General features: G+C 37.0%; 21 protein-coding genes and 1 other annotated feature. Of the genes, 4 read left to right on the forward strand and 17 right to left on the reverse strand.

Annotated elements, in window-relative coordinates; all coding sequences use genetic code 11:
• Positions 1-8: 8 nt before the first annotated feature.
• The 10 genes from CFK40_RS15935 to CFK40_RS15980 all read right to left on the reverse strand — a co-directional run bounded on the left by CFK40_RS15935 (position 9) and on the right by CFK40_RS15980 (position 10,256).
• Positions 9-1,475: a protein adenylyltransferase SelO gene (locus CFK40_RS15935; protein ID WP_089533401.1), complete on the reverse strand. Its 1,467-nt coding sequence runs from the start codon at positions 1,473-1,475 to the stop codon at positions 9-11.
• A gap of 479 nt (positions 1,476-1,954) precedes the next feature.
• The gene (locus tag CFK40_RS21690) at positions 1,955-2,164 is read right to left on the reverse strand and encodes an anion permease (protein ID WP_319418002.1); all 210 of its coding nucleotides are present in this window, start codon (positions 2,162-2,164) and stop codon (positions 1,955-1,957) included.
• A gap of 85 nt (positions 2,165-2,249) precedes the next feature.
• A complete protein-coding gene (locus tag CFK40_RS21695; protein ID WP_405196557.1) occupies positions 2,250-2,450 on the reverse strand; it encodes a hypothetical protein in 201 nt (66 codons plus the stop codon).
• Positions 2,451-2,457: 7 nt separating this feature from the next.
• On the reverse strand, positions 2,458-3,738 hold the full coding sequence (locus CFK40_RS15945) for a dicarboxylate/amino acid:cation symporter (protein WP_193433335.1): 1,281 nt from the start codon (positions 3,736-3,738) through the stop codon (positions 2,458-2,460).
• A gap of 239 nt (positions 3,739-3,977) precedes the next feature.
• The gene (locus CFK40_RS15950) at positions 3,978-4,769 is read right to left on the reverse strand and encodes a fumarylacetoacetate hydrolase family protein (protein WP_227001799.1); all 792 of its coding nucleotides are present in this window, start codon (positions 4,767-4,769) and stop codon (positions 3,978-3,980) included.
• A gap of 144 nt (positions 4,770-4,913) precedes the next feature.
• Positions 4,914-6,104 carry a mandelate racemase/muconate lactonizing enzyme family protein gene (locus CFK40_RS15955; protein ID WP_089533402.1) on the reverse strand — a complete coding sequence of 397 codons (1,191 nt, stop codon included), beginning with the start codon at positions 6,102-6,104 and terminating at the stop codon, positions 4,914-4,916.
• Between the two features lie 271 nt (positions 6,105-6,375).
• Positions 6,376-8,262: a sigma 54-interacting transcriptional regulator gene (locus CFK40_RS15960; RefSeq protein WP_161493890.1), complete on the reverse strand. Its 1,887-nt coding sequence runs from the start codon at positions 8,260-8,262 to the stop codon at positions 6,376-6,378.
• Positions 8,263-8,700: 438 nt separating this feature from the next.
• The gene (locus tag CFK40_RS15970; protein ID WP_089533405.1) at positions 8,701-9,261 is read right to left on the reverse strand and encodes a GNAT family N-acetyltransferase; all 561 of its coding nucleotides are present in this window, start codon (positions 9,259-9,261) and stop codon (positions 8,701-8,703) included.
• Between the two features lie 8 nt (positions 9,262-9,269).
• Positions 9,270-9,689, reverse strand: a complete 420-nt coding sequence (locus tag CFK40_RS15975; RefSeq protein WP_089533406.1) for a GNAT family N-acetyltransferase — start codon at positions 9,687-9,689, stop codon at positions 9,270-9,272.
• 30 nt (positions 9,690-9,719) lie between these two features.
• Complete coding sequence (locus CFK40_RS15980; RefSeq protein ID WP_227001800.1) at positions 9,720-10,256, reverse strand: GrpB family protein; 537 nt, start codon at positions 10,254-10,256, stop codon at positions 9,720-9,722.
• Between the two features lie 169 nt (positions 10,257-10,425).
• Here CFK40_RS15980 and CFK40_RS15985 point away from each other — a divergent pair, with 169 nt between their 5' ends.
• On the forward strand, positions 10,426-10,779 hold the full coding sequence (locus tag CFK40_RS15985) for a DUF3889 domain-containing protein (RefSeq protein WP_089533407.1): 354 nt from the start codon (positions 10,426-10,428) through the stop codon (positions 10,777-10,779).
• Between the two features lie 102 nt (positions 10,780-10,881).
• On the opposite strand, the gene CFK40_RS15990 is transcribed toward CFK40_RS15985, so the two are convergent.
• From CFK40_RS15990 to CFK40_RS16005, 4 genes are all read right to left on the reverse strand, one after another.
• Positions 10,882-11,379 carry a GNAT family N-acetyltransferase gene (locus CFK40_RS15990; protein WP_089533408.1) on the reverse strand — a complete coding sequence of 166 codons (498 nt, stop codon included), beginning with the start codon at positions 11,377-11,379 and terminating at the stop codon, positions 10,882-10,884.
• Between the two features lie 82 nt (positions 11,380-11,461).
• Positions 11,462-13,096 (reverse strand): methionine--tRNA ligase, encoded by a 1,635-nt coding sequence (gene metG / locus CFK40_RS15995; RefSeq protein ID WP_089533409.1) that lies wholly within the window; start codon positions 13,094-13,096, stop codon positions 11,462-11,464.
• Between the two features lie 58 nt (positions 13,097-13,154).
• Positions 13,155-13,419, reverse strand: a binding site (T-box leader).
• A 152-nt stretch (positions 13,420-13,571) separates the two neighbouring features.
• Positions 13,572-14,021, reverse strand: a complete 450-nt coding sequence (locus CFK40_RS16000; RefSeq protein ID WP_089533410.1) for a universal stress protein — start codon at positions 14,019-14,021, stop codon at positions 13,572-13,574.
• 23 nt (positions 14,022-14,044) lie between these two features.
• Positions 14,045-15,409, reverse strand: a complete 1,365-nt coding sequence (locus CFK40_RS16005) for a DHA2 family efflux MFS transporter permease subunit (protein WP_089534420.1) — start codon at positions 15,407-15,409, stop codon at positions 14,045-14,047.
• A gap of 366 nt (positions 15,410-15,775) precedes the next feature.
• Here CFK40_RS16005 and CFK40_RS16010 point away from each other — a divergent pair, with 366 nt between their 5' ends.
• Complete coding sequence (locus tag CFK40_RS16010; protein WP_089533411.1) at positions 15,776-16,294, forward strand: CarD family transcriptional regulator; 519 nt, start codon at positions 15,776-15,778, stop codon at positions 16,292-16,294.
• Positions 16,295-16,603: 309 nt separating this feature from the next.
• Here CFK40_RS16010 and CFK40_RS16015 read toward each other — a convergent pair whose 3' ends face one another.
• From CFK40_RS16015 to CFK40_RS16025, 3 genes are all read right to left on the reverse strand, one after another.
• Positions 16,604-17,056: a MarR family winged helix-turn-helix transcriptional regulator gene (locus CFK40_RS16015; RefSeq protein ID WP_089533412.1), complete on the reverse strand. Its 453-nt coding sequence runs from the start codon at positions 17,054-17,056 to the stop codon at positions 16,604-16,606.
• Positions 17,057-17,349: 293 nt separating this feature from the next.
• Positions 17,350-18,204 (reverse strand): VOC family protein, encoded by an 855-nt coding sequence (locus CFK40_RS16020; RefSeq protein WP_089533413.1) that lies wholly within the window; start codon positions 18,202-18,204, stop codon positions 17,350-17,352.
• Between the two features lie 29 nt (positions 18,205-18,233).
• The gene (locus tag CFK40_RS16025) at positions 18,234-18,626 is read right to left on the reverse strand and encodes a DoxX family protein (protein ID WP_089533414.1); all 393 of its coding nucleotides are present in this window, start codon (positions 18,624-18,626) and stop codon (positions 18,234-18,236) included.
• A 283-nt stretch (positions 18,627-18,909) separates the two neighbouring features.
• Here CFK40_RS16025 and CFK40_RS16030 point away from each other — a divergent pair, with 283 nt between their 5' ends.
• Positions 18,910-19,323, forward strand: coding sequence for an Rrf2 family transcriptional regulator (locus CFK40_RS16030; RefSeq protein WP_089533415.1), 414 nt, complete (start codon positions 18,910-18,912; stop codon positions 19,321-19,323).
• A 66-nt stretch (positions 19,324-19,389) separates the two neighbouring features.
• Complete coding sequence (locus CFK40_RS16035) at positions 19,390-20,028, forward strand: NAD(P)-dependent oxidoreductase (RefSeq protein WP_089533416.1); 639 nt, start codon at positions 19,390-19,392, stop codon at positions 20,026-20,028.
• Positions 20,029-20,082: the final 54 nt, after the last annotated feature.

Raw genomic sequence — 20,082 nt, forward strand, 5'->3', positions numbered from 1 at the left:
CCTGTCCCCTATGTCCCGCAAAAGGTTCGGTATGGCTGGTTTGTTGGTTCAGGTAACTTCGTAAATTCCTCTTGGTCAGGAGAATACGCGTAAGGAGCTGAGAGAACGTTCATTAGCCGCTCTAACAAGCTATAGTCTCCTCTTTTCACTGCTGCTTCAAGCGCCGCTTCTACCCGGTGGTTGCGGGGGATAACCGCGGGGTTCGCGTTTTTCATCAATTGGTAGGCGGAAGTTTTCGACTCCTCTTGTCTTTCCAGTCTTGCCTGCCATTGCTCATACCACTCGTTAAATTCTGATGTCCCATTCATGGCCGTGTCCTCTAGTTTATCTAACGTTAAGGCGCGAAACGTATTGGTATAGTCTGCACGATTTTTTTCCATGATACGAAGCAGATTTTCAATTAATGATTCGTCCTGCTCCTCTCCATTTTGAATTCCTAGTTTTTTTCTCATTCCATCAAGCCAATGACTATGATACAGCTCCTCAAACTTGGAAAGAACCTCTTGGGCCAGCTCGACCGCATGATCTTGTTTTTCATGGAACAGTGGTAAAAGGCTCTCAGCAAAACGCGCGAGATTCCACTGGCCAATTGCCGGTTGATTCTGGTAAGCATAGCGGCCTTGAACATCAATGGAACTGAATACTGTTGCCGGGTCATATTCATTCATAAAGGCGCATGGTCCATAATCGATGGTTTCTCCACTGATTGTCATATTGTCGGTGTTCATCACTCCATGAATAAAACCGACCAACTGCCATTTTGCAATCAATTCTGCCTGCCGCTTAATCAATTCTTCAAACAGAGCAAGATATCGATCCTCGTTATCTTCAATGTCCGGAAAATGGCGATCGATTGCATAGTCAGCAAGAATACGAAGCTCCTCCTCGGTTCCCCACCTTGCCGCGTATTCAAAGGTACCGATGCGCAGATGACTTGCAGCCACTCGAGTCAGAATAGCTCCGGGCAGTTCGGTTTCGCGAATGACTGGTTCCCCGGTTGTCACAACAGAAAGACTACGGTTGGTAGGAATCCGAAGTGCATACATTGCCTCACTGATGATATATTCGCGCAGCATCGGTCCAAGTGACGCCCGGCCATCGCCCCCGCGGGAGAATGGCGTTCGGCCTGCACCCTTCAGCTGAATGTCAAACCGTTCACCTGATGGGATGATCTGCTCGCCAAGCATTACAGCCCGACCATCCCCTAACATGGTAAAGTTCCCAAACTGGTGACCCGCATAAGCTTGAGCAATCGGCAAAGCCGCTTCTGGAATCTGGTTCCCAGCCAAAACTTCTATACCTTCATCGCCTTGCAGCTTCTGCGCGTCCAGCCTCAGAGATTTTGCCAATGAATTATTGAAAATGACCAAATCAGGTGAGTCTACTGGCGTTGGTTCAGTGCTTTCAAAAAATATATCCGGAAGCCGTGGATAACTGTTATCAAAGTTCCATCCCATTTCATTATTCTGTGTCATCATATCTCCTTAGAATGTTTTGTCATAGTTCTATCTCTGTATATTCTTCTACAAAAAAAGAATAATTATAGATGGATACTTTTTTTCGAAATACGGATGTATATGTTCAGCGTAGTCTGCAGCCCATTTGATGATTTACGGCTGTAAGGTACTTTTCGATTACTTCTTTTATAGCTTTATCTAAAGTTGATCAAAAGTATCTCGCAAAACCCATTTTAGGGCAAATAAAAAGAATCCGTTTTGAAAAAATTGATCAAAATTGATTCTTCTCTTGTGAATTAGTACATTTTTTTAAAAAGTTTGATCGTTTTCTATCTATGATCTTCCACAATCTGGTCCCTTTAATTGAATAAACCTAATTCTGTAGCAGTACTTATTAACTGTTCAGTAATTCTCTATCCTTCTGTTATATAATAGAACCTAAAAACAAAGGGATCTTAGCCTTAGAGAGCCAGACCCCTTTGTTTAAGATACAGATATTATTGAATTCCAGCCAGGATTTCTTGCAAATTGGTGCCCCAAAGGACAGGAAAGATAAAATAGACTGCTAAAACAATCAGTATAATCGCAATCAGGTTTAGCCAAAATCCGTTTTTAACCATCTCAATGATTTTCACTTTAACTGTTCCAAACATAATAGCGTTCGGCGGTGTTCCAACTGGAAGCATAAATGCGAGGTTTGCGGCCATAGCACACGGTACCATTAGCGCATATGGGTAGAAATGAAGCTACCACCGGAAGAATCATTGTAGCTGTTGCCATGTTCGACGTAATTTATGTGAGGAACATTACAACAGCGGTAGATACAAGGACAATGATAATAAAGTTCATGCCTTCAAGTACCTGTAATTCCTCGCCAATCCAACCCGAAACACCGGTCGCAGTGAAACCTGCAGCAATGGCAAGACCACCACCGAACAAAAGCAGAACACCCCCAAGGAATTTCTTTACTTTAGAATCCTCCCATTTCATCAACTTGAGTTCATCCTGCCTTTTTATTTTCTTCTAAATTATTAACATTTAAAGTACCTTCAGATTTAGAAACTAGTAAAGCAGTTACAGCGTCTCCAACAATATTCGGTACAACTCTACCCATATTCATAATACGATCGATACCAGCTAATAATGCTACACCTGCCAATGGTAAACCTGCAGCCTCGAGTACAATTACAGACATAATCAATCCAGATCCGGGAACACCAGCAGTACCTATAGATGCTAATGTCGCGGTAAGCATTACCATTAATTGAGTTGCTATAGAAAGTTCTACACCATAAATTTGAGCGACAAAAATAACAGAAACCGCCTGATAAATGGCTGTACCGTTCATATTTATAACTGATCCTAAAGGCACAACAAAGTTTGTAGTATCTTCATCTGCTCCTAATCTTAAAGTGGCTTTTAAAGTTAAAGGTAGAGTTGCAACACTAGAACAGGTTGCAAAAACGAAAGCCATTGGATCTTTCATTTCTCGTAAAAATCTTATTGGAGATATTTTTACAACTCCGCCTACTAAAATTCCTGCTTGTACAATTACTAAAAATAAAATACAAGCCAGGAAAAGTGCAATAATTGCTTTAGCATAAGGGAAAAGTATATCTAAACCAGTACTCCCCACAACATCTGCCATTAAACCAAATACTCCAATTGGAGTAAATTTTAAAATGATTTCTGTTAATCTCATCATCAAATTTTGCCCTGTATTGAAAAAATCCCGTACTTTTTTTCCACTTTCGCCCAATGCGAGGATTGAAAAACCAAGCAAAAGTGCAAAAAAGATAATTGCAAGTAAATTGTTTTCTGCTAAAGCTTCAAAAATACTAACTGGAACAATATTCACGATTGTATCTATTATAGAAAATCCTTCAGCAGATTCGGTTACTTCCGCTGCATCACCAGGTGTTGGAATAGTTACCCCTGTTCCCACATTCAGCAGATTAGCAAAGAATAAACCTATAAGTATTGCAAATAACGTTGTTCCTAAGAACCACATAACGGTTTTTAAGCCAATTCGACCAACCTTATTCCCCTTACCTATATTTGCGATAGCACCTACAATCACACAGAAAACTAAAGGGGCAACGATCATCTGTAGTAAATTCACTAAAATAGTACCTAAGAAAGCAAACATTGCCGCTTCTTCTTGGAGTATGAGGCCTGCTATAATACCCAAGGCAAAACCAATCATGATTTTCGTAAATAAATCCATTTCCATAATCTTTTTAAATAAACTCTTTTTTACCTCTGGTTTTTTTTCGCCCATAATGATTCTCTCCTTTTATATAATGAGTTAATAATCCATTATCCAACATTTAATTAAACATTTTTTTATATACGTTAACAAAAAACATTTTGGGCTCCTAACTTTTATGTGAAATCGCTTACCTTTCGTGATAGATGAAAGTATTCTGGCACTTTACCTGGCTTACAACAGCAATAAACCTTTCATTCATGCCAACTATTTAAAATTGTTCTGATCCCTAAATCCAACATAAGAAACGGTCATCGTACATAATTTTGTAGTTTCCCAACATCCCTTACCTCGACTTCGACAGTGTCTCCAGATTTTATTGCGCAGCTGCCAGAAGGGGATCCCGTTGCTATAACATCCCCAGGTTCTAATGTCATAATTTGTGATAACCAACTAATTAAATATGGAATTTTTAACGTCATTTCACTTGTATTGCTGTCCTGTACAATTTTATTATTTAGCCTTGATGTAATTTGCAAATTGGATGGATCAAGGCCAGTTACTACATGTGGGCCGAGAGGGCCGAATGTATCGAACCCTTTACCCCTTGTATATTGCGGGTCATCCCTTGTAAGGTCTCTTGCTGTAATATCATTAAAGATGGTACACCCAAAAACGTAATTCATCGCTTCTTCTTCTAATATGTTTTTTCCTCGTTTGCCAATGATCAGCGCCACTTCCCCTTCCAACTCAACTTGTGATGTCATGTTATTATGCGGAAGGACAATTTCTTCCCTGTCTGCAATTAGCGCAGATAATGGTTTTAAGAATAGAAAAGGTTCTTTAAGATGTGCTTTACCACCTGTTTCCATGGCGTGCTTAGCATACGTCCAGCCAAAATTTACAATTTTTGATGGACGAACAGGTTCCACTATTTTCACATTATTGTATTGGTGTACGACACCATCTTTCTTAAAATCTCCATTAGCAATTTCAGAAAAATCACTTGATAATTGTATGATATTGTTACCCTCACGTAATCCGTAATGTGACTGATCATCGGCTAAATAACGAACAATCATTTGTGTCTTTACTTTTAACAAATTACCATCTCCTTTTTTGACCTATCCATGAACCCGAAAATTTCATTTAAATTTTTATAAGAAGGTGAAGAGAGGCACATCTAGAAGATATACCCCATTTAGATTTCAATAAAATTCACCTTATTCATTTGAATTATAGTGTTTTTAGTTGATATAAGCCTTTTTTTGCTCCAAATTCAATGTTTTTAAAAGTTGATATAAGTCCTCTTTTGCTTCAAATCCAATACCTGGAACATCCGGAAGACCTACATAACCATTATCTATAGCGTAACCATCCGCAAAGCCGCCAAAGGGTTGAAAGACACCGGGGTAGGACTCATTTCCATATAATTTTAATCCCGCTGCAATATTTAGTGACATTTGATGACCTCCATGCGGAATGCAATTTCTAGAAGACCAACCGTTCTCTTCAAGCATCTTTAAAATCTTCATGTATTCTACGAGCCCGTAACTAAGCGCACAGTCAAATTGTAAAAAGTCTGTTTTAGGATTCATGCCCGCATATCGAATTAAATTGGTGGCATCCTGAACAGAGAAAAGATTTTCCCCTGTTGCGATAGCATTTGGATAGACTTTTGATAATTCTGCTTGTAAGTGATAATCCAGTGGATCACCAACTTCTTCATACCAGAATAAATTATAATCTTTAATGGCCTCACCAAAATGAATAGCTTCTTCCAAATTAAATCGCCCATTCACATCGATCATTAAATTTTGTCCGGATCCGACAACATCAATAACAGCTTCAATTCGTTTAAGGTCTTCTTCGAGAGGGACACCTCCAACTTTCATTTTCACTTTTGAATAACCCATATCCAAATAGGATTTCATCTCATCTTGTAATTCAGGAAGCCCCTTGTTTGGGTGATAGTACCCGCCTGCCGCATATACAAATACTTTTTCATCGATAGTCCCATCGCCATACTGATCCGCAAGAAATTTGTAAAGAGGGACATCCTCTATTTTCGCAACCGCATCCCATACAGCCATATCTAGGGTACCCACTGCGACAGTTCTTTCACCGTGACCTCCGGGTTTCTCGTTATTCATCAACACTTGATGTATCTTCTCTGGTGATAAGTTAGTGCCTGTATCATTTACAATTTCTTCCGGAGACGCTTCTAGTAAACGAGGGATGAATCGTTCCTTCAATAAACCGCTTGGTGCATATCGACCATTGGAATTGAATCCATATCCCACTACATGTTTACCATTACGAACCACGTCTGTTTCTACTGCAACAATAGAAGCATTCATTTTACTAAAATCGATGAATGCATTGCTGATATTACTACTAATTGGTACAGCTTTTTCTTTGATACTAACAATTTTCATTGATTAATCACTCCTTATTTATTTTCACTTATTTATATTGCAAATTCTGTGCCAACTATTGCAACAACTCTTTTGAAATTAATTTAATACCATAACATCACTATTCTTCCTGTCCCAAAGAGTGACTACTACTGGCGTGCTAATAGGAAACATAAAAGCAAAGTAAATCCCAATTTCTTTTCAACATTTATTTATAAAAGTTAAATTATGGATGATGAAAAAGGTAAGCCATTTTAAAGAAAATAAAAAACCATTTCAAATATGAAATGGTTTATTTCCCGTTTGAAATTTTTCGCCACAATGTTGTCGAACTAATATTGTATTTCTGACAAAATTCTTCTTTGGTGCCGGTGAATTGGTGAAAGAGTTTCTTCCACAATTCTTTCTCCATATCTTTATAGGAGTCCAGCACTGGAATGAGGATTTCCTTTTTTCTTTTTCTCAAGGATGTTTTGAAAAATTGTTCTACCCCATCTTTTGTAATTTCGTTGTGTGGATATGTAATGACTATACGTCGAATGATATTCTGAAGTTCTCGTGTATTCCCCAACCATGGATAAAATAGTAGCGGTGAAAAGGGTGACGTGTCCTGCCACGTTAAATACCGGTTTTCCCTATCCATTTCGGTCTTTAAAAAATGGAGGGCTAAAGGTATAATATCGTCTTTTCGATTTCGTAAAGGCAATATATCAAGAGGTAGAGTGGAGATACGATAAAAGAAGTCTTCTTTAAACTCCCCTTGTTCAATGAGATTTTCGATTAGTACATTGGAAGCACATATAATTCTTACATCAACTGGAATATTACGTTTGCCACCGACTCGTCTAACTTCTTGCTCTTGCAAAACCCGAAGCATTTTTGTTTGGAAGGCACGTGACATCTCATTAATCTCATCCAAAAACAGCGTCCCCTCATGTGCCAGCTCTAAAAGTCCAGCTTGTCCCCCGCGCTTTGCACCAGTGAATGAGCCTTCTTCATAACCGAACAATTCGCTTTCCAATAAAGATTCACTTAATGAACCACAATTTAATGATACAAAAGGATTCTTTTGTCGGTGGCTAGCATTATGGATACTTTGTGCAAACAATTCCTTACCCGTGCCCGTTTCACCATAAATAAGAACCGTGCCTTCTGAACGTGCATAGACCGCAGCCGTTTGTATTAAACTTTTCATTTCTTCATTTACGGTTATAATGTCTGAAAACGTATGTTTAGCGATCAAACCTTTTTTAAACACTTCTTTTCGAATTTTTAATTCTAATTGTTGAATATCATCAAGTTTTTCAAACATTTGAATGGCACCAGCATTCAGTCCGTTGGTTCTCGTTATTAAGGTTGTGGCCAGTACTTTTTGACTTTCAACTTCAACTAGAATATTCCGATAATCTTCTTGATTATCGATATGATGAATGAGGGTTTCGTTCGAAACCACTTTGCGATATGCATTAGATTGAATCAAGCGCGGAAATATCGCTTTTGCCTTCTCATTATACGTTTTAATCTTGTTCTTACCATCAACAACAATAACTGCTTGTTGCATGGAGTGTAAAATCAACTCAAGTTCTTTGATTTTACTTTGTTCTTGATATTTCAATTCAATTGTCCGAATCGCTTGTTCCAATGCTAGTTGTAAAGCCTCTTGACCAGACTTTATAAGACGTGTATCAAGACTGTATTGATCAGCAGATAACACTGCACGTCGGTCTCCAATAATCACATCAACCTGTTCCGTTTTAATTAGATCCTGAAGCACTTGATTTAAATCTTTTAAGTGGTTATAACTTAGGACTTGTACTGTTGCATCCTTAAAATCTAAAGAAAATGCTTCTGCATCATTTATTATTTGGTGGAACATTAAAACAACTATTTTCCGGTACCCTTTCACATATACCTGAGCAACTGCACGTAATAAATCATACGGAGTAACTGGTATATGTACGTAGGGAATTTGGGCTTCAGTATGTAAATATTCACCGAGTCCACCTCTAGAGACAATAACACTTGCGGATGCAGGGATCTTTTGTAATGTTTTCTCATATGGGAACAAAGTTTCTATGAAAGTCACTTTATAAGGTCGATCAATCATCTGTTCTTCCATTAGATGTATTTGCTCTTTTGTCAAATCGAAAGGAGCAATAACATAAATATTATCCATCATTATCCCTCCAAAGAAAAATATTTTTCTACCCATTTACAGAAGTGACCAATTAAAAGGATTCAATTTTATTCCTTAGCATTCCTTCTCTTTCTTCCGTTATTTGGCCCGATTCTGGCACAACTTTTATTCAGCTAAAGCGCCCGATCGTATGCGGCAAACATGTATTTTTGTTTTGGTCTACTCAAATTCAACAAAGATAGTTCGGCTCACATTGATTACTTTTACAACCAGGTCATGTAACTTTTCAATAAGTTCGTGATTATAACCTTCTCTAAAATTGATAAGCAAAAGAATCATATCCTTGCTTGCTCTATACATAAAGCCATTGAACTTTCCCCTTAAAATTGTTCCCTGCATTAGTTAGTTTATTTGTCATAATGGCCGCCTCCTTAAAAAGTTTCCTACAAATTACATGAGTGAATTTTTAGATACCTTAGATTATACCATATTCATCTTTTTTGGCTCTTTATACTCCATCAACCAACAATCCCGAAATTCCCCTTCATGAAATTCGCGTTTAGGCAGGATTCTAACCTTCTTAAACCCACATTTCTCATAACATTTTAATGCCCTGACATTCGTTACTTGAGGGTCCATAACTACTCTCTCTGCCTGCTTCTGCTCGACTAAATATTCCACCATGGAGCTTACAAGTAACGTCCCAATACCTTTATTCCAATACTCTGTTTCACCAATAAACTGGTCAATACCAAAGTTGGTTTCATCTTCACTATAATCATTTATCGAACTTGTTTTGTCATTCACCTGGTAATACTGTATATAGCCAATATTTATCCCTTCATATAAAACAAGAAATTTACTGACACCATTATCCAAACTATAAAAATCCTTATTTACCTTCTCCAGATCAAAAGGATTGTCTCTTCCTTCATAATATTCAAGAACTGATGGGGTGGAGAGCCATTTAACCAATAGTTGCTTATCATCAGACTGCAAATGTCGAACTCTTATAGCTTCTTTTTCAAACAACAAGCGCATCGCCTTCTTTATTTAGTTTTAAAATAAATTATTTCCTGGTCACCTTCGTCTAAATTTTCAATAACTCCACTTTGTACAAATCCATTTGCTGTAAACACATTCTGCATATTCTTATTTGATTTATTCGTTGAAGAAAATATTTTCGGTGTTGGTGCCATGTTTACAAAATAATCAATTAGGGCTGCTGCATAACCCTTTCGCCGTTGTGACGTTGATACTACTATCAAAGATATAAAGCTATTACCAAAAAAGTGAGTATCAAAAATCAGAAATCCCACAATAGAGATTTCATTATTCACAACTATACATCTTCCAGTCTTGATAGCTTCTTCAATGTATTCTCTTCTGCTGTTGTTATCAATTACTTCCCTGTCGATTTCCACAATATTATCTACTTCACTTGGATTTGCCATGAAAATTGTTTCCAAATTAAATTTCCCCTTATTAAAAACAAAAGATTACCCTCTATTTCCCTGTCTCCATTCAACCGCTTTCCGTTCCAGTTTTTTAACAAAATCGTCTTTCCCATCACAGTATCCTTCAATGTCTTTAGGAAACTCACTAGCAAGTTGTTCCTTCAACTTTCCATATTCTAATAAATCTTTCTTATGTGATCTCAAATAATCACGAACAGCTATATGACGTTCAATTTCAGAGTCATTATCCGATTGAAAAGTATGTATCTGATGTGTTCTGTTTTCTCCACCTTTTCGGAAATACCTGCGTCCTGGAATCCCATTTTCTCCAAGAGGCTCATATCCGATTTCAGCCATCTTTGTATTATACGTATCAAGCCTTTCAATATCTTTAACAGTGGGCATGATGTCAATGATTGGCTTAGCTTGTAAACCCGGAACAGCCGTACTACCTATATGATGAATATCCACGATTTCATCAGAAAGAACTTCGCGAATTTTTGCAGCCTCCTCATCGAATAACTTAACCCAGTTTTCATCATATTTTGTGACAACAACATTCATTGCACGATTAATCATTCCTAACACCTCTTCCTTATTACCACTAATTTTAAAAAGTAAATAATACTTCTTATTCAATTGACAGTGAATCCGCATAAGATATCGCTAATTTTCTACTCATCCCATTGACGACCAAGATGAATGAATTTAAAAAAATAACAAACCCTAACTAAAAAGGGGGTATATCATGAAACTGTTGATTACGTTATTCTACTGCACTGCAATTACTTTTACATCGTTTGTTTCATTGGAACTATCTGAGGAGCTATCTGAGAATCAGGTTATACATGCCAATGAGGAAGTCCCGTCTTATGCAAAGTGGGGACGAATCGTCATGCAAAAAACGAAGGAAAAGTATCCTGACGCCGATATAGTTGATTATCTGCATGTTGGAAAAGAGGAAGGTACAAATCTTACAACAGAAAAATTCAAATTATGGTTAAAAGGAAAAGATAGTGAATTTGGTGTATATATAGATGTTAAATTTGCGACCGACACAGAGCAAATAATTGAAATTTCTTTCAGAGAAGTATCTAGTTAATCATTCTTGCTGATTATGTTTTTTGGGGAGTCGTAAAAAAAGCTTTTACGTAAGATAAATTCTTATCGAAGAAAACTTTATTCCTTTCGATCCCCCTTATAGCTAGTTTATTCTTCTTGAGTACCTTAATGAGACCTGCTTCTCTCCAGTGTCAGTAGATGTAATCTTTTTTTCCCGATACAAAAAAACTCTCGCTTCGTAAAAAGGGATGCCATGCTTGTTTCCTTCCTGCACAGATACCCATTGCTCACTTGCGCCACTATCCTTCTGCTGCCCGGTAATTGCTTCAAGAAGGAGTCTTCCTATCCCATTATACCGATGCGCTTCATCTACATAAAGTACAAATATCTCCCCTACAGACGGTCCAGTTATTGCGCCTCCAATTACTCCAACAATCTCCGAGTTTATTAGTGCCACATGAGTATAAAAACCAGCTTCTATGTCACTATAAACCCGTTCATAGTTATACCAGAAATCAACATTTTTCAATTGATATTCTTCGCTTAATTTCCCTTCCACTGTTTGCCTCCAACCCGCTGCACAGATAGCCACAATAGCTTCTGTATGCTTGGTATGTGGCTTAACGATGGATAAATTCAATGGTCTACACCCCACCTGTAATTTTAAAAATCAGCCTTACAATTTTCTTATATTTTAACATAAATACCCGATCGCCTTGTGCCTAGGATACTCCGCTGTTTAGTTTTTCTAGTTCCTCTTCTATCCTATTTATATCAATCTTTTCGAAAAGTGGTCTTACATCCGTTAGCACTATAGAGCTCACCTCAATTTCCTCCCATTTCAGATCACCTAAACCTAACATTCTTTTAACTTCTTGACTTGAAAAAGGAAGGAAAGGACTAAACAGTTGTGCGAGATTTGCGATGATGTAAACGCAATTTGCCAGTGTTTCTTCACACGAAGAGCGATTTTCCTTTATCTGAACCCAAGGCTTTTGCTCATCAAAATACTTATTAGAGTGACGCACAAATTTGAAAACTTCCTCTAAGGCTGCTTTAAAATGAGTGTTGGAAATTAATGTGCCAACTTTTTCATAAAGTTCAACAACGCTAGTTTTAAATTCTGCGTCTATCGTACCAACAAGTGTTTGACCATCAAATGACTTTTCGATAAACTTTAACGTTCTATTGACAAAATTGCCATACGCCCCCAGCAATTCGCTATTATGACTATAAACAAATTCACGCCAGGAAAAATCTGCATCCCTACTTTCAGGAGCATTAATCGTTAAAAAGTAACGAATAGAATCAGGATGGTACCTTTCTAAAATATCTGGAATCCAAACAGCCCAATTTCGACTTGTCGAAAGCTTCTTTTGTTCAATTGTTAAATATTCGTTAGAAGCAATGTGAGTAGGGAGAGATCCTTTGTTAATACCTAAAAGTATGGATGGCCAGATAATCGTATGGAATGGGATATTATCTTTTCCATGAACATAATAAGAGGTTGTCTCGTCATTCCAAAACAAAGAATCATCCTCATTATTCTCATCAGCCCATTGTCGACTTGCCGAATAGTAACCTGAAACTGCTTCAATCCAAACATATATTTTTTTGTTTCGATATCCTTCAACTGGGACACTTACCCCATTAGGAAGATCTCTTGAAACTGCACGATTATGCAGCCCTTCCTTTAGGTAGCGTTCAGATAATTGAATCGCATTATTTCGCCACGATTTACTTTTCCTTGCTTGGGAAACATATATTTCAAGCTCGTTTTGGAAAGCACTTAATTCAAAATAAAAATGTTCCGTATCCTTTGTAATTGGTGCGTCTCCACAAACTTTACATTTTTTATCTAAAAGCTCCAATGGGTCTAAGATAGTGGAGCAATAATCACATTGATCACCTCTGGCATGTTGATTACAATGTGGGCAAACCCCTTCCACAAACCTGTCTGGTAAAAACTGTTCACAGGTATTGCAGTAGCATTGCTCAACTACCTTCTTATAAATTTTATTATTTTCAAGCAACTGAAGAAAAATAGATTGGACCTCTTCGTGATGCAATTTTGTATCTGTACGGGTATAACAATCATAAGTAAATCCTAACTCAGTAAAGTTTTCCTCAAATTCATTATGGTATTTATCAGCAATATTCTTGATCGATACCCCTTCCTGCTTAGCCTTAATAGCTATAGGTGTGCCGTTACAATCACTTCCTGACACATAAAAAACATCTTCCCCTTTTAGACGAAAATACCTCGCTAGTATGTCCCCGGGTAATAGACTTGATATGTGACCTAAATGCAAAGAACCATTTGCATAGGGCCATGCCCCACCAATAAAAATACTCATTGATTATGCCTCCCTTAATTTTAAAAACTAAAAAACCCCGCCCTTAGACATATGATTGTCTAAGGACGAGGTATATCTCGTGTTACCACCTTAATTTACTAATAACTTGCATTATTAGCCTCAGTAAGTACGGAGTGAATGAACACTCTTATACTTTGACATTTATAACGAGTGCCAAATCTCGTCAAAATCTAATTTACAAATGAAAGTCGATTTTGTAGCTCCAAGGCCATTTTCAATCAACAATTTCCTGCTTCCTTTCAGCTACCGAAGCTCTCTTTTAGAAAATGCGGTTGATTTACTTTCCTCATCATTGCGGTTAACAGATATATTTTCATTATTATTACACAGAAGTAAATAATTTAAAAGCTTTTTTCTAGGTTTAACCAGAAAAATTGAGCGTATATGATAAAAATCATACACGCTCCTTGATGTTGGGCGGGACAAAGGGACCACTGTCCCTGCGTCCTACCTATCATTTAACAGCATGTAAAACAGGTGTACGGACAACTAAAACATCGCATTTAGCTGAACGTACAATTGCTTCAGATACGGAACCGATTAAGAAACGCTGAACCGCATTAACTCCCGTAGCACCACAGATAATTAAATCAGCGTTGACCAGGTCAGAAAGCTCTTTAGTGATGATGCTTTTTGGAGAACCATATTCGATTACTGGCTTTACGTTTTCAATTCCTTCAGCCTCAGCTTTTGCCTTATAGCCATTTAAAAGTTCCGTTGATTGCTGCTCTGCACCCTCAACACTTGAACCGTCATAAGCTTCGAATAAATGAGTATCGATTATGTTCACTATGTTCAATATTGAGCCTTTGTTACGTTTTGCCACATCAATTGATTTTTGAAATGCGTATTCAGCTTCTTTTGAACCATCTACTGCTACTACAATATTTTTATAATGATTCATTGTGACAGTCTCCTTTTAAAATTTTATTCATTTAAATTCGGCTTTTTCATAAATAAAGACAATACAACGTTAACTACCGCTAATCCTAAACCGATTTGAAATACAAGTGAAGACCCCATTGCTGCTGCTTGTGCTGGTTCATTCGCAACGGTTGCTAAGTAACTATTTTGTCTTGCAGCTAGTAACGATACCATTACCGCAATACCAATAGCACCAGCTACCTGTTGGATCGTTTGCGTTAAAGCAATTCCATCTGGATAGTATTGTTTCGGAAGAGAATTTAACGTGTTTGTTTGTACAGAAGCAAGTACCGCACCTACACCTAACATCATGACAACATGATTTAATACAATCATCCATAAAGCTGTGTCTACACCAAATTGTGCATAGATAAAATAGCTAATCGCTACTAAAATAGTTCCAGGTGTGATGACCGCTTTTGGGCCATATTTGTCAAATAAACGACCAATCATTGGAGCTAATATACAGTTAAGTAAGCTACCAGGTAGAAGGACGAGTCCTGTTGTAAAAGCGGCAATTAATAAAGCCATTTGCATATACAATGGTAAAATTACAAGCATTGACAACATATTAAAGAACGTTATAAAGCTCATAATGACTCCAAGAACAAACAATGGGTAATTAAATGCTTTTAGATTCAACATTGGATTTTCCATTTTAGTTTGACGAATCGCAAAAATTGCTAGAGCTATAAATCCAATAATAATGGTTCCAATAACAATTGGGCTTGCCCAACCAGCACTTCCAGCTGAACTTACTCCATAAACAATTCCACCAAAACCAATCGTTGAAAGTATTACAGACAATTTATCAATCGAAACCTTACGTATTTCATTAACATTCGGTAAATAAATGACCCCGAAAATTAGCGAAAACAGTAGGAAAGGTATGGTAACCCAGAAAATCCACTGCCATGATAATGTATCTAATATAAGTCCTGCGAGTGTAGGGCCTAGTGCTGGACCAGCTAACATAACTAATCCCATAACCCCCATCGCTCCACCTCGTTTATTTGGAGGATAGATGGTAAAAATAACATTTTGTGTTAAGGGTAAATTAATTGCTAATCCAGCTGCCTGGATAATACGTCCCAACAATAAAACACTAAATACAGGTGCTACTGCTGCTACAACCGTACCTATAAGGGACAGGAATATGGAAGTCATAAACATTTGTCTTGTTGTGAACTTTTGCATCAAAACACCTGTCACTGGTACTAAAATACCTAATGTCAAAAAGTAACCTGTTGCTAACCATTGTACTGTTGTAGCATTGACATTGAATAGTTGACTTAAATTTCCTAGGGCAATATTTAGTGCTGTTTCACTAAAAAGTCCCACAAACCCTGCCACTAAAAGAGCAGTCATTATTGGCCCTGTTTTGATTTGTGTTTTCGCTACCGATTCTGTTTCATTTCTTGTATTCGTTTTCGGGTCTGTCTTGATTTGTGTATTCAATTATTAAAACTCCTTCAATAAATTTGGTAATACCTGCGAAAAGTGGTATTACATGCTTATAAGATGTCGTTTAATTTACGCCATTGTATCCCTTCTGCTGAAAAAGATTTGTCGTGATTTCGATTATCAGCGGTTATCCATTTCCGTAGTACACCTCTACATACTAACGAGCTAGCTAACTATATCAAAAATTTTCTTATAACGTCAACTAGGTTGACAAATATTTTTTATTAAATTATAATTAACTTAGTTGAAACTATATATTGGGAGGAACAAATGTTTACTATTGGAGATTTAATCATCTATTCCGCGCATGGTATTTGTAAAATTGACGATATTTGCGAAAAGACAGTTTCAGGGGTAACAAAAACTTATTACGTATTGCACCCGATGGAGAATAATCAGCACTTAACTATAAGTACTCCCGTTAATAACGATAAAGTAGTCATGCTTGAACTGATTCATAAAGAGGAAGCCAATGAAATACTTGAAGCTTTTAAAGGTCCGGGGATAGAATGGAACGACAAAGCTAACATGCGTCTCCATCTATATTCAGACATTGTAAATACAGGTAACCGTAAAGAAATCATGAAGGTTGTAAATACGCTGATGCGGAAAAAAGCGGAAGCCGAACTAAATGAAAGAAAACTTTATGAACAAGATCGTAAACTCCTGAACACTACACAAGATATACTGTTTAAAGAATTAGCTATTTCATTGAACACGACTTATGATAAAATAAATGAAATGGTAGTACGGTTAATCAATAAAAATATGCTTGAAACAAACAATTAAAAAACCCCCTTTTGTCAATCTAAAATGACAAAAAGGGGTATCTTATTTAAGCTGCCTAAAAGAACTTCATTATACTGATGAAGATAATACAACCTAAAAGAGCAGTCGAAATGACCTTCATAGAGCCGATGAAGGTTACAACAACCTAAAAAAGCTGCCTAAATGACCTTCATTGTACTGATGAAGATTACTACAGCCTAAAGGCACAGTCGAAATGACCTTCATAGAGCCGTTGAAGGTTAAAACAGCCTAAAAAAGCTGCCTAAATGACCTTCATTATACTGATGAATTAATGCAGCCGATTAAAGTTTATATTCTCCAATCTAACTTTAATATATCTTTAAGAATATTTACTTGTTTTACACCTATTTTTTCTGCAATTTCATTCTCAAGCTGGGCTTTAAGAGCTGCATTTTTTTCGTAGCATTCTTCTCCTAAAGCTGTTAACTGGATACACTTCTCTTTCTTGTTGTTTTCTACATTTTGGATTTTTACCAACCCTTTTGCAGCAAGATTCTTGATAAACTTATGTATCGCCTGGCGAGAGATATCTACATTTTTTGTGACATACGAAATGGTTGGTCGCTTTTTATAAATCCTGGCCATGATATACCATTCAGAATTTGAAATATAAATCTCACTTTGATCGTTCCATGCTTTCTCTGAAATTCTTCGGACCAAAGTGTGACGCTCGCTTAATAAATCTATAAGGTCTAAATTTTGTAATTCAGAATTAGAAGTCAAACGATTCACTCCAATCATACCCTTCGCCACTTACTATACAAAACCCGTTATCGGATGTCAATTTGGTTGACTTCTACTAGATTTTCGAGGGCAAAAGATATACAATGGTTTGAAACTACCACCAGGCCCTTCCCTTGCTTTTACATAGTTAGATTTACATAACAAATTTAATACCTTCGACACAAATAACGCTTGGTTTTAAACCAAGCGTTATTCGCTCTTTCCATCTATTAACGTGTTCAAGTTCAATATGGACGCAAACTACTTTCACCCGTTGACAGTTTGGGCCAACATTGTACCATAATTGCCTATTAAACCGATAGTTCAATACAATTCTCAGAAGGGTCTTTCGTAACGAAAACGTCTTCCTTTTTTTGTACTTCATAACCTAAATGTTGTAACTGATCTACTACTTTTTTTCTTGCTTGTTCACTCGGATATACAAGAGAGAACAATTTCAATCCAACACTTTCTTCTGAGGTCGGAGGTGCACCCACTCCAGCCCAGGTATTTAAACCTATATGGTGATGGTAATTGCCAGTAGACATAAAAAGTGCTTGCTGGCCGAATCGGTTTACAATATTAAAACCAAGCCCCTTGCCATAGAACTCTTCCGTTTTTTGCAATTCTGATACATGCAAATGAATATGTCCCACAACTGTTTCTGCCGGAAGCCCGTCCCAACTCTCATCATCAAGTTCGGAAAGAATACCCTTGGCGTCTAATGGATCTACGGCCATTGCCACCTCATCGTTTTCCCAGGCCCATGTGGAAGATGGTCGGTCAGTATAAATTTCGATTCCATTTCCGTCGGGATCATTCAAATAAAGAGCCTCACTTACAAGATGGTCAGATGATCCTAACCGAACATTAAGCTGAATAAAGTGCTTTAATATTTTCGCTAACTCTAATCGATTAGGTAATAACAGTGCATAATGATATAATCCCGATGTATTAGCTTGCTTCGGTTTTGCATTTTCAGGTTGTTCAATTGATAACAAGGCTGTTTTACCATTAGCAGATAGTACAGCTTTCTTTTCTGTTTTATCTAGTATTTGAAAGCCGATTACTTCTTTATAAAATTCCAAAGAACGTACTAAATTTTCAACTTTTAAATGAACAGCCTTTACGAACGCATTCGGTTCCTGAAAAAATTTCTGTTCCACGTTTGTTACCCCCTTGTAATAAAAATAAATTAACCCTGTTTCGAGGAAGATAATACGTTATCTAATGAAAAAAGGTTTCTATTTGAAACAGCAAGAAAAATTGAAATTACCAATAAAGCTAAGTCAATTTCGTATCCGCCTAAAAATCCAGCAGCAAACTTTGCCTTAATAATTGCTCCAACCATAATTAGTGCAAATAAAATAGAAATAACCTTTGTTCCAATACCTAATATCATCGCAATACCACCGATTAACTCTATGAGTGCTACTACATAAGCTACAAAACCTGGAATCCCTAGGCTTTCAAAAAAACCGACAGTATTCCCAATGCCTCCCTGAAACTTATCTAGACCATGTAGGAAAAACGTTAAACCTAAAAATACCCTTAAAATAATGACACCTATTTCGTCTTTACTTATCATTTACATGACACTCCTTTTTAATGATTTATTTGCTCCTAACAAAAAACAATAACCAGATAACTATCGTTACGCAAAAGTTACTTTACGTAAGTAACTATATATTAGTAACAAATTTATGTCAAGTTAAAATTTTGTCGTTGATCGATCCAGCCCCTCTTCCATTAGAAGCAATAGAAAACTTTAATTTAAAGGTCACTGCATATATGTTCCATAAGCCTAAACAAATCCAGTTGACATTCATTTTAATTGTAACTATAATTGTTACAATGGTGGTGAAAAACACGTGAAAAATAACCGTTTGGCTGTATCCATTCATATTCTTTCCTTAGCTGCCTTAAATGCTCGCGAACGGGTAACGTCCGAGTTTATAGCTGGTAGTGTTCATACGAATTCAGTAGTTATACGACGGCTTACTAGTAAGCTCAAAAAAGCTGGTCTTTTAACTTCTCAGCCGGGAATTCCTGGGGTGAAATTAACAAGATCCCCTTCTGAAACTTCTTTATTGGATATTCATAAAGCCATCTATGGAAAAGAGGAATCCGTTTTTTCCATACATCAGAACCCAAACCCTGACTGTGAAGTAGGAGCTAACATACAATCTACTTTGAATACAACGTTCGATAAAGTTCAGGATGCTATTGAAAAGGAATTATCCAACCAAACACTTCAAGACATATTAGATGATCTCTTTGCTTAAAAGAGATTTTTTCACCACCCAAATGTAACTTTTATAGTTACAAATACTTTATTGGAGGAACAAAAAATGAGAATTGGGATTATTGGAGCAAGTGGTAAAGCAGGAAATTTCATTTTAAAAGAAGCTGTCAAACGGGGGCATACCGTAACAGCTATCGTTAGAAATGCCTCCAAAATCACAAATCAGCATGTGGAAGTTGTAGGGAAGGATATTTATGAACTTTCATCAGAGGATATCAAGCCTTATGAAATAGTCATTAATGCCTTCGGTGCGCCCCTTGGGGAGGAAGAACCTCACGTTACAGCTGGACATGCGTTAATTGAAGCTTTAAAAGGTACGAACACAAGAGTAATTGTAGTCGGAGGAGCAGGGAGCCTTTATGTTAATGAAGACACTCAGGTTATTGATACACCGGATTTCCCTGATGAATTTAAACCAACAGCAAAAGGCCAAGCACGAAATCTTCAAGAATTACAGGAGTCACAAGGTCTAACTTGGACCTTCATTAGTCCCTCAGCTATTTTTGATCCTGAAGGACCAAAAACAAGTTCTTATCAAGCAGGAAAGGACAACCTGCTTATGAATTCAAAAGGCGAAAGCTACATCAGTTATGCAGACTATGCTATTGCCGTTTTAGACGAAATCGAAAATCCGCAACATATAAACGAACGATTTACTGTTGTTGCTGAACAAAATAATGAATAAACACTATTACTGCCATGATCATGCATCATGGCAGTTTAATTTTGAAAAAGGTTA

Source organism: Virgibacillus necropolis (genome assembly GCF_002224365.1).
Lineage (GTDB): Bacteria > Bacillota > Bacilli > Bacillales > Amphibacillaceae > Virgibacillus_F > Virgibacillus_F necropolis.

Bases quoted from the DNA above. Each gene is read 5' to 3' on its own strand.
- metG (WP_089533409.1), bottom strand. From the start codon at position 13,096: ATGAGTATTTTTATTGGTGGGGCATGGCCCTATGCAAATGGTTCTTTG.
- CFK40_RS15960 (WP_161493890.1), bottom strand. From the start codon at position 8,262: ATGATGGATAATATTTATGTTATTGCTCCTTTCGATTTGACAAAAGAG.
- CFK40_RS21690 (WP_319418002.1), bottom strand. From the start codon at position 2,164: ATGGCCGCAAACCTCGCATTTATGCTTCCAGTTGGAACACCGCCGAAC.
- CFK40_RS15970 (WP_089533405.1), bottom strand. From the start codon at position 9,261: ATGCGCTTGTTGTTTGAAAAAGAAGCTATAAGAGTTCGACATTTGCAG.
- CFK40_RS16005 (WP_089534420.1), bottom strand. From the start codon at position 15,409: ATGACTGCTCTTTTAGTGGCAGGGTTTGTGGGACTTTTTAGTGAAACA.
- CFK40_RS15955 (WP_089533402.1), bottom strand. From the start codon at position 6,104: ATGAAAATTGTTAGTATCAAAGAAAAAGCTGTACCAATTAGTAGTAAT.
- CFK40_RS15945 (WP_193433335.1), bottom strand. From the start codon at position 3,738: ATGGGCGAAAAAAAACCAGAGGTAAAAAAGAGTTTATTTAAAAAGATT.
- CFK40_RS16015 (WP_089533412.1), bottom strand. From the start codon at position 17,056: ATGATTGGAGTGAATCGTTTGACTTCTAATTCTGAATTACAAAATTTA.
- CFK40_RS15935 (WP_089533401.1), bottom strand. From the start codon at position 1,475: ATGACACAGAATAATGAAATGGGATGGAACTTTGATAACAGTTATCCA.
- CFK40_RS16010 (WP_089533411.1), top strand. From the start codon at position 15,776: ATGTTTACTATTGGAGATTTAATCATCTATTCCGCGCATGGTATTTGT.
- CFK40_RS16025 (WP_089533414.1), bottom strand. From the start codon at position 18,626: ATGATAAGTAAAGACGAAATAGGTGTCATTATTTTAAGGGTATTTTTA.
- CFK40_RS16000 (WP_089533410.1), bottom strand. From the start codon at position 14,021: ATGAATCATTATAAAAATATTGTAGTAGCAGTAGATGGTTCAAAAGAA.
- CFK40_RS15980 (WP_227001800.1), bottom strand. From the start codon at position 10,256: ATGATTAATCGTGCAATGAATGTTGTTGTCACAAAATATGATGAAAAC.
- CFK40_RS15985 (WP_089533407.1), top strand. From the start codon at position 10,426: ATGAAACTGTTGATTACGTTATTCTACTGCACTGCAATTACTTTTACA.
- CFK40_RS16035 (WP_089533416.1), top strand. From the start codon at position 19,390: ATGAGAATTGGGATTATTGGAGCAAGTGGTAAAGCAGGAAATTTCATT.